Here is a 13081-nt window from a genome sequence, read left to right on the forward strand (position 1 = left end):
ACTCGGCTGGCGCACCGTCAGGGAGCCGTGAAATCCGCCGTGGTGAAGGAGTGTGCGGGCCGCGCGGCGAGTCCTGACGGACCGCCGGGCAGCACCGTCACCCTGTCGTGGGTGCGGTCGCGCTGCGTGAGGAGGACGAGGTCGGCGCGGTGGTCACCGTCGAAGTCGGCGAGGGCGAGAACGGTGGAGTGCGGGCGTCCGGAGCCGGGAAGACGGGGCACGGGCAGGCGGCGGGCGGTCGTGGAGAGCCCGTTCGCGGTGCCGCTCAGCAGGGCGGGGCGGCTGCCGGCCACGACGAGATCAGGGTTGCCGTCGTGGTCCACATCACCGGCGGCGAGGGTGGGGATCCGGCCCGCGCCGGTACGGATTCCGCCGGGGCGGCCGCCGACGGAGAGCAGACCACCGGTGTCGGCGGTGACGGAGGTCACCCCCCGTCCGGCCCCGGTGAAGCGGCCGAAGACCGTGGCGTAGCCGGGCGGGTAGGCGGCCGGGCCGGCGCGGAGCGGGCCCCGGGGGCCGCCGAGGGCGAGCCGGCTGCGGGCGCGGCGGCCGGGGTCGGCGGCCCGTACGAGGAGGTCGTCGGTGCCGTCGCCGTCGATGTCGGACGACGACAGGGGGGTGGTGGTCGCGAGGGCGGTGCCGGGGATGTCGACCGGCGCTCCGGCCGCCTTCGGGGCGCCGGTGTGGGTGAACGGGCCCCGCAGATAGCTGATCCGGGGGCCGGAGGCGGTGACGGCCAGGTCGGGTGCGCCGTCGCCGTCGAAGTCGCCGCAGACCGGCTGGTCGGGCCATTCGTTGCCGAATCTCGCCCGGTCCGGGATGCGGAGTTTCACGGCACGGGCGGGACCGAGGCCGTGCGGTGAGCCGAAGAGGAGCTGTACGGGGACGGGCGGGCGGCCGATGCCGTCGTAGGGCGGGTCGGTGGTGACGACCAGGTCGCTGAAGCCGTCCCGGTCGAGATCGCAGACGGTCTCGGCGTCGAAGGACGCGGGGACGGTCCCCGCGGTGGGGGCGGCGTGGCGGGCCGGGGTGAGCAACTCCCGGGTGGCGGGGACGAGTCCGTGCGCGGAGCCGTAGACGATGCCGATGCCCGGGTCGTCGTCATGGCCGCCGGACGGTGCGAGCAGGCTGTCGAGGACGAGGTCGGGGTGGCCGTCGCCGTTGAAGTCGTGGGCGGTCCGGCTGCCGTGACCGGCGGGGACGGGGCGCGCCCGCGGCAGCGAGGAGGAGCGGTGGGGCGAGGAGGGACGTGCGTCGCCTGCGGGGGAGAGCAGACCGCAGGAGCTGAGCACAAGGGCCAGCCCGAGCCCTGCCGTCGCGGCGATCCGTCTTCCCATGCCGTATCCACCCCACCTGTAAGCCTGTTGTCGTGTCGCCGGCCGCAGCCCCCCGATGCTCCCCGGTGGCCCGCCGCCCCGCAATGGCCGCACCGGCCGTCCGGAAAGGCCGGCGGCCGGCCCCCTGTGAGGGACCGGCCGCCGGCCAACGTTCCTGCACGTGCGGTTACTTCACCGGCTCGGGCTCCGGAGCGTCCTCCGGCTCCTCGTCGCCCGCCGGGTCGACGGGGGTCTTGACGGAGTCCAGCAGCAGCTGGGCCACGTCGACGACCTGGATGGATTCCTTCGCCTTGCCGTCGTTCTTCTTGCCGTTGACCGAGTCGGTCAGCATCACGAGGCAGAAGGGGCAGGCCGTCGACACGATGTCGGGGTTCAGCGACAGCGCCTCGTCGACCCGCTCGTTGTTGATGCGCTTGCCGATGCGCTCTTCCATCCACATCCGGGCACCGCCGGCGCCACAGCAGAAGCCGCGCTCCTTGTGGCGGTGCATCTCCTCGTTCCGCAGGCCCGGCACCTTGGCGATGATCTCGCGCGGCGGGGTGTAGACCTTGTTGTGTCGGCCCAGGTAGCAGGGGTCGTGGTAGGTGATCAGACCCTCGACCGGGGTGACGGGGGTGAGCTTGCCCTCGTCCACCAGGTGCTGGAGCAGCTGGGTGTGGTGGATGACCTCGTACTCGCCGCCCAGCTGGGGGTACTCGTTCGCGATCGTGTTGAAGCAGTGCGGGCAGGTCGCGACGATCTTCTTCGACGACTTCGGCTTCTTGGTCGACTCGTCCTCGTCGTCCTCACCGAAGGCGGCGTTCAGCGTGGCGACGTTCTCGGCGCCGAGCTGCTGGAAGAGGAACTCGTTGCCCAGACGGCGCGGGGAGTCACCGGTGCACTTCTCGTCGCCGCCCATGATCGCGAACTTCACGCCCGCGATGTGCAGCAGCTCCGCGAAGGCCTTGGTGGTCTTCTTGGCGCGGTCCTCCAGGGCGCCGGCGCAGCCGACCCAGTAGAGGTACTCGACCTCGGTGAGGTCCTCGACGTCCTGGCCGACGACCGGAACCTCGAAGTCGACCTCCTTGGTCCAGGCCAGGCGCTGCTTCTTGGCCAGGCCCCAGGGGTTGCCCTTCTTCTCCAGGTTCTTGAGCATCGTGCCCGCCTCGGACGGGAACGAGGACTCGATCATGACCTGGTAGCGGCGCATGTCGACGATGTGGTCGATGTGCTCGATGTCGACCGGGCACTGCTCGACACAGGCGCCGCAGGTGGTGCAGGACCACAGGACGTCCGGGTCGATGACGCCGTTCTCCTCCAGGGTGCCGATCAGCGGGCGCTCGGCCTCGGCCAGCGCGGACGCGGGCACGTCGGCGAGCTGCTCGGCGGTCGCCTGCTCGTTGCCCTCCATGTCCTTGCCGCCGCCCGCGAGCAGATACGGCGCCTTGGCGTGTGCGTGGTCGCGCAGCGCCATGATCAGCAGCTTCGGCGACAGCGGCTTACCGGTGTTCCAGGCGGGGCACTGCGACTGGCAGCGGCCGCACTCGGTGCAGGTGGAGAAGTCGAGCAGGCCCTTCCAGGAGAAGTGCTCGACCTGGGAGACACCGAACTGGTCGTCCTCGCCCGGGTCCTCGAAGTCGATCGGCTTGCCCGCGCTGGTCATCGGCTGCAGGGCACCGAGGGCGACACCGCCGTCCGCCTCGCGCTTGAACCAGATGTTGGGGAAGGCCAGGAAGCGGTGCCAGGCCACACCCATGTCGGTCTTGAGCGAGACCGTGATCATCCAGATGAAGGACGTCGCGATCTTGAGGGCGGCGAAGAAGTAGGTGAGGTTCTGCAGGGTGCCGAGGCTCATCCCCTTGAAGAACGCGACCAGGGGGTACGAGATGAAGAACGCCGGCTCGTAGTGGTCGACGCCGTGCTGGGCGCCCTCCAGGGCGTGCAGCGTCACGATGCAGATGCCGACGATGAGGATGACGGTCTCGACGAAGTACGCCTGGCCGGTGTTGGAGCCCGCGAAGCGGGACTTGCGGCCGGCGCCGCCGGGGCGGTTCAGCTGGCGGATGACGATCAGGACGATGATGCCCACGGTCGTCAGCGTGCCCATCGCCTCGACGAACATCTCCCACGGCAGCCAGCCGCCGATGACCGGGATCAGCCAGTCGGCCTGGAAGAGCTGGCCGATGGCGTTGACGATCGTCAGCAGCAGGGTGAGGAAGCCCACCGCCACGAACCAGTGCGCCACGCCGACGACGCCCCAGCGGTTCATGCGAGTGTGGCCGACGAACTCCTTGGCCACGGTGACGGTCCGCTGGGTGGGAGCGTCGGTCCGGGTGCCTGCGGGCACCGGCTGGCCCAGTCGCATCTGGCGGTAGATCTGCAGGAGGGCGCGGCCGAACAGCGCCACGGCGACCGCGATGAGCACCAGCGACACGATGATCGCGGCGAGTTGCATGGGAGGCTCCTCGTACCTGCGAGAGCGGAAAACGGTGGGAACTACTAAGCGGTAACTTTTTGGGTCTGCCGCTGAGGTTACCCATTCTCCTCCGCCCCATGAAGCCGCCCGGCCGGTGATCTGCGTCGCGAAGGCAACCCTGTGTGAGGCCCCGGCGTCCTCCGGTGGAGGCCTGGTGACGGTAAGGGCGATATAAAAGTTGAGCGCCCCTGACTCAGGTCTGTTGACAGGTTTTCTTCGGTACTGCACTCTTGAGCCTGTTCCACTCAAGTCAGCTGGAGGAATTGAAATGGCACGTGCGGTCGGCATCGACCTGGGCACGACGAACTCCGTCGTCAGTGTTCTCGAAGGCGGTGAGCCCACCGTCATCACCAACGCCGAGGGCGCCAGGACCACGCCGTCCGTTGTCGCCTTCGCCAAGAACGGCGAGGTGCTGGTCGGCGAGGTCGCCAAGCGTCAGGCGGTCACCAACGTCGACAGGACCATCCGGTCGGTCAAGCGCCACATGGGCACCGACTGGAAGATCGACATCGACGGCAAGGGCTTCAACCCGCAGCAGATGAGCGCCTTCATCCTGCAGAAGCTCAAGCGCGACGCCGAGGCGTACCTGGGCGAGAAGGTCGTCGACGCGGTCATCACCGTTCCGGCCTACTTCAACGACTCCGAGCGCCAGGCCACCAAGGAGGCCGGTGAGATCGCGGGCCTCAACGTCCTGCGGATCGTCAACGAGCCCACCGCGGCCGCCCTGGCCTACGGCCTGGAGAAGGACGACCAGACCATTCTGGTCTTCGACCTCGGTGGCGGCACCTTCGACGTCTCGCTGCTGGAGATCGGTGACGGCGTCGTCGAGGTGAAGGCCACCAACGGTGACAACCACCTCGGTGGTGACGACTGGGACCAGCGCGTCGTCGACTACCTGGTCAAGCAGTTCCAGAACGGCCACGGCGTCGACCTGGCCAAGGACAAGATGGCCCTGCAGCGCCTGCGCGAGGCCGCTGAGAAGGCGAAGATCGAGCTGTCGTCCTCCACCGAGACGACGATCAACCTTCCCTACATCACCGCCTCCGCCGAGGGCCCGCTGCACCTGGACGAGAAGCTCACGCGCTCGCAGTTCCAGCAGCTCACTTCGGACCTCCTGGACCGCTGCAAGACCCCGTTCCACAACGTGATCAAGGACGCGGGTATCAACCTGTCCGAGATCGACCACGTGGTCCTGGTCGGCGGCTCCACCCGTATGCCCGCCGTCGCCGAGCTCGTCAAGGAGCTGACCGGCGGCAAGGACGCCAACAAGGGCGTCAACCCGGACGAGGTCGTCGCCATCGGCGCCACCCTCCAGGCCGGTGTGCTCAAGGGTGAGGTCAAGGACGTCCTCCTGCTGGACGTCACCCCGCTGTCCCTCGGTATCGAGACCAAGGGCGGCATCATGACCAAGCTGATCGAGCGCAACACCACGATCCCGACCAAGCGCTCCGAGATCTTCACGACGGCCGAGGACAACCAGCCGTCCGTGCAGATCCAGGTCTACCAGGGCGAGCGCGAGATCGCGGCGTACAACAAGAAGCTCGGGATGTTCGAGCTGACCGGTCTGCCGCCGGCCCCGCGCGGGGTCCCGCAGATCGAGGTCTCCTTCGACATCGACGCCAACGGCATCATGCACGTGACCGCGAAGGACCTGGGCACGGGCAAGGAGCAGAAGATGACCGTCACCGGCGGCTCCTCGCTGCCGAAGGACGAGGTCGACCGGATGCGCCAGGAGGCCGAGCAGTACGCGGACGAGGACACCAAGCGCCGCGAGGCCGCCGAGACCCGCAACCAGGCCGAGCAGCTCGTCTACCAGACCGAGAAGTTCCTCAAGGACAACGAGGAGAAGGTCCCCGGGGAGGTCAAGACCGAGGTCGAGGAGGCCCTCACCGAGCTGAAGGAAAAGCTCAAGGGTGAGGACACCGCGGAGATCCGCACCGCCACCGAGAAGGTCGCGGCCGTCTCCCAGAAGCTCGGCCAGGCCATGTACGCCGACGCCCAGGGCGCGGCCGGTGCCGAGGGCGCTGCCGGTGCCGAGGGCGCCGAGCAGGCCAAGGCCGAGGACGACGTCGTGGACGCCGAGATCGTCGACGACGAGAAGCCCAAGAAGGACGGTGCCGCGTGACGGAGGAGACCCCGGGCTTCGACGAGAAGCCCGACGTCCCCTCTGACGCCGCTCCCGAAGACGCGGCGCAGGCCGAGTCCGCCGACAAGGCGGGCTCGGCCCCGGCCGGGGACGTAACGGACGTAGCGCTCCAGGCGCAGCTGGACCAGGTACGTACGGCGCTCAACGAGCGCACTGCGGACCTCCAGCGGCTCCAGGCGGAGTACCAGAACTACCGCCGTCGGGTGGAACGGGACCGGGTCACGGTCAAGGAGATCGCCGCGGCGAACCTCCTGTCCGAGCTCCTTCCCACCCTCGACGACGTCGGCCGCGCCCGCGAGCACGGCGAACTGGTCGGCGGCTTCAAGTCGGTGGCCGAATCGCTGGAGACCGTGGTCGCCAAGCTGGGTCTGCAGCAGTTCGGCAAGGAGGGCGAGCCCTTCGACCCGACGATCCACGAGGCGCTGATGCACTCGTACGCACCGGATGTCACCGAGACGACGTGCGTGGCGATCCTGCAGCCCGGGTATCGCATCGGTGAACGAACGATCCGCCCCGCGCGGGTCGCCGTCGCCGAGCCGCAGCCCGGTGCCCAGAGCACCAAGTCCACCTCCGACGAGGACGCCAAGGCTTCGGACGAGGAGAGCGGTGGCCCGGAAGAGGGCTGACGTGAGGACAGAAACGAAAACCGCGCGGAAGGAGGGACGTCGGGGATGAGCACCAAGGACTTCGTCGAGAAGGACTACTACAAGGTCCTCGGCGTCCCGAAGGACGCCACCGAAGCGGAGATCAAGAAGGCGTACCGCAAGCTCGCCCGCGAGTTCCACCCGGACGCCAACAAGGGCGACGCCAAGGCCGAGGAGCGCTTCAAGGAGATCTCCGAGGCGAACGACGTCCTGGGCGACAGCAAGCGCCGCAAGGAGTACGACGAGGCGCGCACGCTGTTCGGCAACGGCGGCTACCGTCCGGGCCCCGGTGGAGGCGGCAGCTTCAACTTCGACCTGGGCGACCTCTTCGGGGGCGGCGGCCAGGGCCAGGGCGGCCAGGGCGGCGGCTTCGGCGGCGGCCTGGGCGACGTCTTCGGCGGCCTGTTCAACCGCGGCGGCGCCGGTACCCGTACCCATGCGCGCCGTGGTCAGGACATCGAGTCCGAGGTGACGCTCAGCTTCACCGAGGCGGTCGACGGGGCCACGGTCCCGCTGCGGATGTCCAGCCAGGCGCCGTGCAAGGCGTGTTCCGGCACCGGCGACAAGAACGGCACACCGCGGGTCTGCCCGACCTGCGTCGGCACCGGCCAGGTCAGCCGGGGTGCGGGCGGCGGCTTCTCGCTCACCGACCCGTGCGCCGACTGCAAGGGCCGGGGTCTGATCGCCCAGGACGCCTGCGAGGTCTGCAAGGGCAGCGGGCGGGCGACCAGTGCGCGCACGATGCAGGTCCGTATCCCCGCGGGCGTCTCCGACGGGCAGCGGATCCGGCTGCGCGGCAAGGGCGCCCCGGGCGAGCAGGGCGGCCCGGCGGGCGATCTGTACGTGGTCGTGCATGTCGACGCCCACCCGGTCTTCGGCCGCAAGGGCGACAACCTCACCATCACGGTGCCGGTCACCTTCCCGGAGGCCGCGCTCGGCGGTGAGGTGAAGGTGCCGACGCTGGGCGGTCCGCCGGTGACGCTGAAGCTGCCGGCCGGCACCCCTAACGGACGCACCATGCGGGCCCGGGGCAAGGGCGCGGCCCGTAAGGACGGCACCCGCGGTGATCTGCTGGTCACCATAGAGGTGCTGGTCCCCGGTGACCTCAGCGACAAGGCGAAGGAGTCGCTGGAGTCCTATCGCGAGGCGACCGTGGGCCCGGACCCGCGGGCGGAGCTGTTCCAGGCCGCGAAGGGAGCTTGAGATGGACAGCCGGGGCGGGCAGCGTCGTAACCCCTATGAACTGACCGATGAGTCGCCGGTGTACGTCATCTCCGTCGCGGCTCAGCTCTCCGGCCTGCATCCGCAGACCCTTCGGCAGTACGACCGGCTGGGGCTGGTCTCGCCCGACCGCACGGCCGGGCGGGGCCGCCGCTATTCGGCCCGGGACATCGAACTGCTCCGTACGGTGCAGCAGTTGTCCCAGGACGAGGGCATCAACCTCGCCGGCATCAAGCGCATCATCGAGCTGGAGAACCAGGTCGCGGCCCTGCAGCAGCGGGTCATCGAGCTGCAGGGCGCCCTGGAGGGCGCGGCCAGCGCGATGCAGCAGCGGGAGGCGGCGGTGCACGCCTCTTATCGGCGCGATCTGGTGCCGTATCAGGATGTGCAGCAGGGCAGCGCGCTGGTGGTCTGGCGCCCCAAGCGGCCGGAGTGACCGGCCGCGGCGCGGACGCCCGTACGACGTGACGAAGGGCCGGGGTGACCCCCCGGCCCTTCTCGCGTGTGCGCGGCGGCCCCTCGGCCCGCGGCCCGCTCAGCAGCCGTTGTAGCCCGCCGTCGGCATCGACAGCCGCCGGTGTACATGCGACTTCATCGCCAGGGTGTAGACCGGCTCGTCGAGGTCGGCGGTCTCCAGGCGGACGCCGGCCGCGGCGCAGCGCGCGGTGAACTCGTCCGCGCCGTCGATGGCGTTCTCCAGCGCCCGGCGGTTGGGCGCCACGAACACATCGACCAGGCCCTCTTCGACATCACGCCACAGCGCGCTGTGGTCGGCGCGCAGCTGATGCAGGCTGAGCTGGCAGGTCAGGTGGTAGTCACGGGCCGCCGCCCACTGCTTGCACATGTCGTGCTGGCTGCGGTCATCGACCAGGAACGGATCCTCGTCCAGCTCGGACAGCGGCATCAGGCAGGCGATCGCCGTGACTCGGACCGAGTTCATCGTGCCCTCCGGGGCGTGGCGACTGTGGGGGCGACGATACCCCCGCGAGCGGCCCGTGGAGGAGGGGCTGTACCGGGCGGCGAGGCATAGCCGCAGGCGTGACAGATCTTCCAGCCGTCCTGATTGACGGCGAGCTGGCCGCCACAGCGCGGGCAGAGCTCGGCGCGCGGGTGCGGCCGGGCGGGGGACGGACGGCGCGGAACGGTCGTCACGATGCACAATGCCGACGCCATACGGCCTCCAGCTGCTGTCTTTTGCAGGGGACGGGTCCGATGTCGTCCGTGATTGCGCGGAGCTGTTCGGTTCCCGTCGCTCTTGAGTACCAGGTGGGTGGCCCGGAGCGGATCCGGAGGGACCGTTTCCGGCCAGCGGGCCGGAGGGGGCGCCTGGAGGGGGAGCGGGCTCTCGGGCCGGTGCTCAGGCCCGGCCCATCGCCTTGGTCACCGCGATCTCGATCATGACGCGGTCGGGGTTGGGCGTCGGCGTCCTGCCGTACCGCTCGGCGTACCGGCGCACCGCATCGGCCACCGACTCGGCATCCGTACGCACCCGGGCCCGGCCCTCCAGCGTCGCCCAGCGCCCCTTGTCGACCTGGCACACGGCGACGGTGGCGCCGTCCGCCCCGGCGGCGAGGACGTTCTTGACCTTGGTGCTGTCCTTGCGGGTGATGATCCGCGCGATCCGCTGTCCGGCGTCGTAGGTGACGCCCACGGGAACCACATGGGGCGTCCCGTCCGTACGGAGGGTGGTGAGCGTCGGCATCAGATACTCGCCCCAGAAGGCGAGGTACTCCGGGCTGAGGGCGCTGAGGTCATGGGCCATGGGGGCCAGAGTAGTTCGGGGCCCGGGATTCAGAGGAAGTCGGCCGTTTCCAGGTCGAAGGAGAAGGGGGCGGGGAGGGGGAGGGGTTTGCCGACAGGGGCGGTGCTGTGCCCTGCGTAGTCGTCCCCGGAAGGGTCGCTGAACAGCGTGATCTCGGCCCTGCTGCGGTCCACGAGCAGGTAGAGCGGGATGCCGGCGCGGGCGTAGCAATGCCGTTTGGCCTTCCGGTCGCGCTCCGGATTGCTCGATGTCACCTCGACGACCATGGCTACGCCGTCGCTGGGCATCCAGGGAGGGGCGCCGCGGAAGAGACGCAGCGCACGTGGGGCGATGGTGGCATCGGGGATCACATGATTCTTGGGGCACCTGCCGCCGCGGGGCATCTCAAGACCCTTGTAGCCGGAGACGTCCATGTCCACCGCGGACTGTCGCATGATCTGCGAGACGATCCCGCTGAAGCAGTGCTCGTGAGTCCCGTCCGTGGGCGGTGTCACAACGATCTCCCCCTCGATCAGCTCGGCTCGGAAGCCCAGGGGCGTCTCCAAGGCGAGGAAGTAATCCAGGAGGGTTTCTTCGTCGGTGGGCATAGGCGCGTGTGCCATAGCCGTCATGCTGCACCTCCTTGTGGTCGAAGGCCAGTGTCGGCGGGCGGCACGGGCGGCGGCGGTGCGTTCCCCCCCCGATTCGCTCGCACGAGTGAGCGAGGAAGGGGCGGGGCGGCTCCCCAAACCAACCTTGAGTGGAATAGACTCAACTTATCGCATGTTGGTATGTGCAGGATGTGCCGGAGTGTGCGCCGGAGTGGGTTCAGACTGGGCACTGTGGCCGTGCAGGACGAGTCGAGGAGGATCGCGAGGACGTGGACGCCGAGCTGACCAACAAGAGCCGGGAGGCGCTGAGCGCCGCCAATGAGCGGGCGGTCACCGCCGGGCATGCGGACATGACGTCCGCGCATCTCCTGCTCGCGCTGCTGGCCGGGCAGGACAACGAGAACATCATGGACCTGCTGGCCGCCGTCGAGGCGGACGCCGCCGCGCTGCGCAACGGGGCCGAGCGTCAGCTGGCCGCGCTGCCCAGCGTGCAGGGCTCGACGGTCGCGCCGCCGCAGCCGGACCGCGATCTGCTCTCCGCCATCGCGGACGCCACCCAGCGCGCCAAGGAGCTCGGTGACGCCTATGTCTCCACCGAGCACCTCCTCATCGGTATCGCCGCCAAGGGCGGGCGCACCGGCGAGCTGCTGGAGCAGCAGGGCGCCGGCGCCAAGAAGCTGCTGGCCGCGTTCGAGGCGAACCGGGGAGGCCAGCGGGTGACCAACGCCGACCCGGAGGGCACGTACAAGGCACTGGAGAAGTTCGGTACGGACTTCACCGCGGCCGCCCGCGAGGGCAAGCTCGACCCGGTCATCGGCCGGGACCACGAGATCCGCCGGGTGGTGCAGGTGCTGTCCCGCCGGACGAAGAACAACCCCGTGCTCATCGGCGAGCCGGGCGTCGGCAAGACCGCCGTCGTCGAGGGGCTGGCGCAGCGGATCGTCAAGGGCGATGTGCCCGAGTCGCTGCGCAACAAGCGGCTGGTCGCGCTCGACCTGGGGGCGATGGTCGCGGGCGCCAAGTACCGCGGTGAGTTCGAGGAGCGGCTGAAGACGGTCCTGGCGGAGATCAAGTCCAGCGAGGGCCAGATCATCACCTTCATCGACGAGCTGCACACCGTCGTGGGCGCGGGCGCCGGCGGCGACTCGTCCATGGACGCGGGCAACATGCTCAAGCCGATGCTGGCCCGCGGTGAGCTGCGGATGGTCGGCGCGACGACGCTCGACGAGTACCGCGAGCGGATCGAGAAGGACCCGGCGCTGGAGCGGCGCTTCCAGCAGGTGCTGGTCGCCGAGCCGACCGTCGAGGACACGGTGGCGATCCTGCGCGGGCTCAAGGGCCGCTACGAGGCCCACCACAAGGTGCAGATCGCGGACTCCGCGCTGGTCGCCGCCGCCTCCCTCTCCGACCGCTACATCACCTCCCGCTTCCTGCCCGACAAGGCCATCGACCTGGTCGACGAGGCCGCGTCCCGCCTCCGTATGGAGATCGACTCCTCCCCCGTGGAGATCGACGAGCTCCAGCGCGCCGTGGACCGGCTCAAGATGGAGGAGCTGGCGCTGCGGAACGAGACCGACGCCGGCTCCGTCCAGCGGCTGGAGAAGCTGCGCAAGGACCTCGCCGACAAGGAGGAGGAGCTGCGCGGCCTGACCGCCCGCTGGGAGAAGGAGAAGCAGAGCCTCAACCGCGTCGGTGCGCTCAAGGAGAGGCTCGACGAGCTGCGCGGCCAGGCGGAGCGCGCCCAGCGCGACGGCGACTTCGACAGCGCCTCCAAGCTGCTCTACGGCGAGATCCCGGGGGTGGAGCGGGAGCTGGAGGAGGCGGCCGCCGCCGAGGCCGAGCAGGAGGCGTCCAAGGAATCCATGGTCAAGGAGGAGGTCGGGCCGGACGACATCGCGGATGTGGTCGGTGCCTGGACCGGCATCCCGGCCGGCCGCCTCCTGGAGGGCGAGACCCAGAAGCTGCTGCGCATGGAGGAGGAGCTCGGCAAGCGGCTGATCGGCCAGACCGAGGCCGTACGGTCGGTGTCGGACGCCGTACGCCGTACCCGCGCGGGTATCGCCGACCCGGACCGCCCCACCGGCTCGTTCCTCTTCCTCGGCCCGACCGGCGTCGGCAAGACCGAGCTGGCCAAGGCGCTCGCGGACTTCCTCTTCGACGACGAGCGGGCGATGGTCCGTATCGACATGTCGGAGTACGGCGAGAAGCACAGCGTCGCGCGGCTGGTCGGTGCGCCGCCCGGCTACGTCGGCTACGAGGAGGGCGGCCAGCTGACGGAGGCGGTCCGCCGCCGCCCGTACTCCGTCGTCCTGCTCGACGAGGTGGAGAAGGCCCACCACGAGGTCTTCGACATCCTGCTGCAGGTCCTCGACGACGGCCGGCTCACGGACGGCCAGGGCCGCACGGTCGACTTCCGCAACACCATCCTCATCCTGACCTCCAACCTCGGCTCCAACTTCCTGATGGACCCGCTGCTCAAGGAGGACCAGAAGCGGGAGAAGGTGCTGGAGACGGTCCGCGCGTCCTTCCGGCCCGAGTTCCTCAACCGGCTCGACGACGTGGTGGTCTTCCACCCGCTCGGCACGGACCAGCTGCAGCGGATCGCCCGCATCCAGCTCGACCATCTGCAGCGCCGTCTCGGCGACCGCCGGCTGACCCTGGACGTCACCGACCGCGCCCTGACCTGGCTCGCCTGGCTCGGCCAGGAACCGGTCGTCGACGCCCCCGCCCCGGACATGTCCTACGGCGCCCGGCCGCTGCGCCGCCTGGTCCAGACGGCCATCGGCGACCAGCTCGCCCGCGCCATCCTGGCGGGCGAGGTGCGGGAGGGCGACACCGTGCGGGTGGACGTGGACGGCGACCAGCTGTCGGTGGAGGCGGCGGGGCGGCCGGCGGGCTGACCGGCGGGAGCGGGGTGCCTGCGGCC

10 protein-coding genes are annotated in these 13081 nt (G+C 69.9%); 5 read left to right on the top strand and 5 right to left on the bottom strand.

Features of this window, described 5'->3' with window-relative positions:
* Positions 1-17 precede the first annotated feature (17 nt).
* Positions 18-1337: an FG-GAP repeat domain-containing protein gene (locus STRNI_RS22630; RefSeq protein WP_277411919.1), complete on the bottom strand. Its 1320-nt coding sequence runs from the start codon at positions 1335-1337 to the stop codon at positions 18-20.
* 166 nt (positions 1338-1503) lie between these two features.
* Entirely contained in the window at positions 1504-3771 is a 2268-nt protein-coding gene (locus STRNI_RS22635; RefSeq protein WP_277411920.1) for a (Fe-S)-binding protein, read from the bottom strand.
* 289 nt (positions 3772-4060) lie between these two features.
* Between STRNI_RS22635 and dnaK the strand changes: the two genes are divergently transcribed.
* From dnaK to STRNI_RS22655, 4 genes are read left to right on the top strand one after another with little or no spacing between them, the layout of a single operon-like run.
* Complete coding sequence (gene dnaK, locus STRNI_RS22640) at positions 4061-5917, top strand: molecular chaperone DnaK (RefSeq protein ID WP_018092396.1); 1857 nt, start codon at positions 4061-4063, stop codon at positions 5915-5917.
* Positions 5914-6564, top strand: coding sequence for a nucleotide exchange factor GrpE (grpE, locus tag STRNI_RS22645; protein WP_018092397.1), 651 nt, complete (start codon positions 5914-5916; stop codon positions 6562-6564). Before dnaK ends, grpE begins: the two co-directional genes overlap by 4 nt.
* 45 nt (positions 6565-6609) lie before the next feature.
* Positions 6610-7785, top strand: a complete 1176-nt coding sequence (dnaJ, locus tag STRNI_RS22650) for a molecular chaperone DnaJ (RefSeq protein WP_277411921.1) — start codon at positions 6610-6612, stop codon at positions 7783-7785.
* Position 7786: 1 nt separating this feature from the next.
* Positions 7787-8239: a heat shock protein transcriptional repressor HspR gene (locus STRNI_RS22655; RefSeq protein ID WP_018092399.1), complete on the top strand. Its 453-nt coding sequence runs from the start codon at positions 7787-7789 to the stop codon at positions 8237-8239.
* A gap of 99 nt (positions 8240-8338) precedes the next feature.
* On the opposite strand, the gene STRNI_RS22660 is transcribed toward STRNI_RS22655, so the two are convergent.
* The 3 genes from STRNI_RS22660 to STRNI_RS22670 all read right to left on the bottom strand — a co-directional run bounded on the left by STRNI_RS22660 (position 8339) and on the right by STRNI_RS22670 (position 10176).
* On the bottom strand, positions 8339-8743 hold the full coding sequence (locus tag STRNI_RS22660; protein ID WP_018092400.1) for a hypothetical protein: 405 nt from the start codon (positions 8741-8743) through the stop codon (positions 8339-8341).
* Positions 8744-9160: 417 nt separating this feature from the next.
* Positions 9161-9565 carry a pyridoxamine 5'-phosphate oxidase family protein gene (locus STRNI_RS22665; protein ID WP_018092401.1) on the bottom strand — a complete coding sequence of 135 codons (405 nt, stop codon included), beginning with the start codon at positions 9563-9565 and terminating at the stop codon, positions 9161-9163.
* Positions 9566-9594: 29 nt separating this feature from the next.
* Positions 9595-10176, bottom strand: a complete 582-nt coding sequence (locus tag STRNI_RS22670; RefSeq protein ID WP_018092402.1) for a Uma2 family endonuclease — start codon at positions 10174-10176, stop codon at positions 9595-9597.
* A gap of 248 nt (positions 10177-10424) precedes the next feature.
* Here STRNI_RS22670 and clpB point away from each other — a divergent pair, with 248 nt between their 5' ends.
* Positions 10425-13055 carry an ATP-dependent chaperone ClpB gene (clpB, locus tag STRNI_RS22675; protein ID WP_266438198.1) on the top strand — a complete coding sequence of 877 codons (2631 nt, stop codon included), beginning with the start codon at positions 10425-10427 and terminating at the stop codon, positions 13053-13055.
* Positions 13056-13081 lie beyond the last annotated feature (26 nt).

This window comes from Streptomyces nigrescens, from assembly GCF_027626975.1.
GTDB classification, from domain to species: domain Bacteria; phylum Actinomycetota; class Actinomycetes; order Streptomycetales; family Streptomycetaceae; genus Streptomyces; species Streptomyces nigrescens.

Bases quoted from the DNA above. Each gene is read 5' to 3' on its own strand.
- dnaK (WP_018092396.1), top strand. From the start codon at position 4,061: ATGGCACGTGCGGTCGGCATCGACCTGGGCACGACGAACTCCGTCGTC.
- STRNI_RS22660 (WP_018092400.1), bottom strand. From the start codon at position 8,743: ATGAACTCGGTCCGAGTCACGGCGATCGCCTGCCTGATGCCGCTGTCC.
- dnaJ (WP_277411921.1), top strand. From the start codon at position 6,610: ATGAGCACCAAGGACTTCGTCGAGAAGGACTACTACAAGGTCCTCGGC.
- STRNI_RS22670 (WP_018092402.1), bottom strand. From the start codon at position 10,176: ATGACGGCTATGGCACACGCGCCTATGCCCACCGACGAAGAAACCCTC.
- STRNI_RS22655 (WP_018092399.1), top strand. From the start codon at position 7,787: ATGGACAGCCGGGGCGGGCAGCGTCGTAACCCCTATGAACTGACCGAT.
- STRNI_RS22635 (WP_277411920.1), bottom strand. From the start codon at position 3,771: ATGCAACTCGCCGCGATCATCGTGTCGCTGGTGCTCATCGCGGTCGCC.
- STRNI_RS22665 (WP_018092401.1), bottom strand. From the start codon at position 9,565: ATGGCCCATGACCTCAGCGCCCTCAGCCCGGAGTACCTCGCCTTCTGG.
- STRNI_RS22630 (WP_277411919.1), bottom strand. From the start codon at position 1,337: ATGGGAAGACGGATCGCCGCGACGGCAGGGCTCGGGCTGGCCCTTGTG.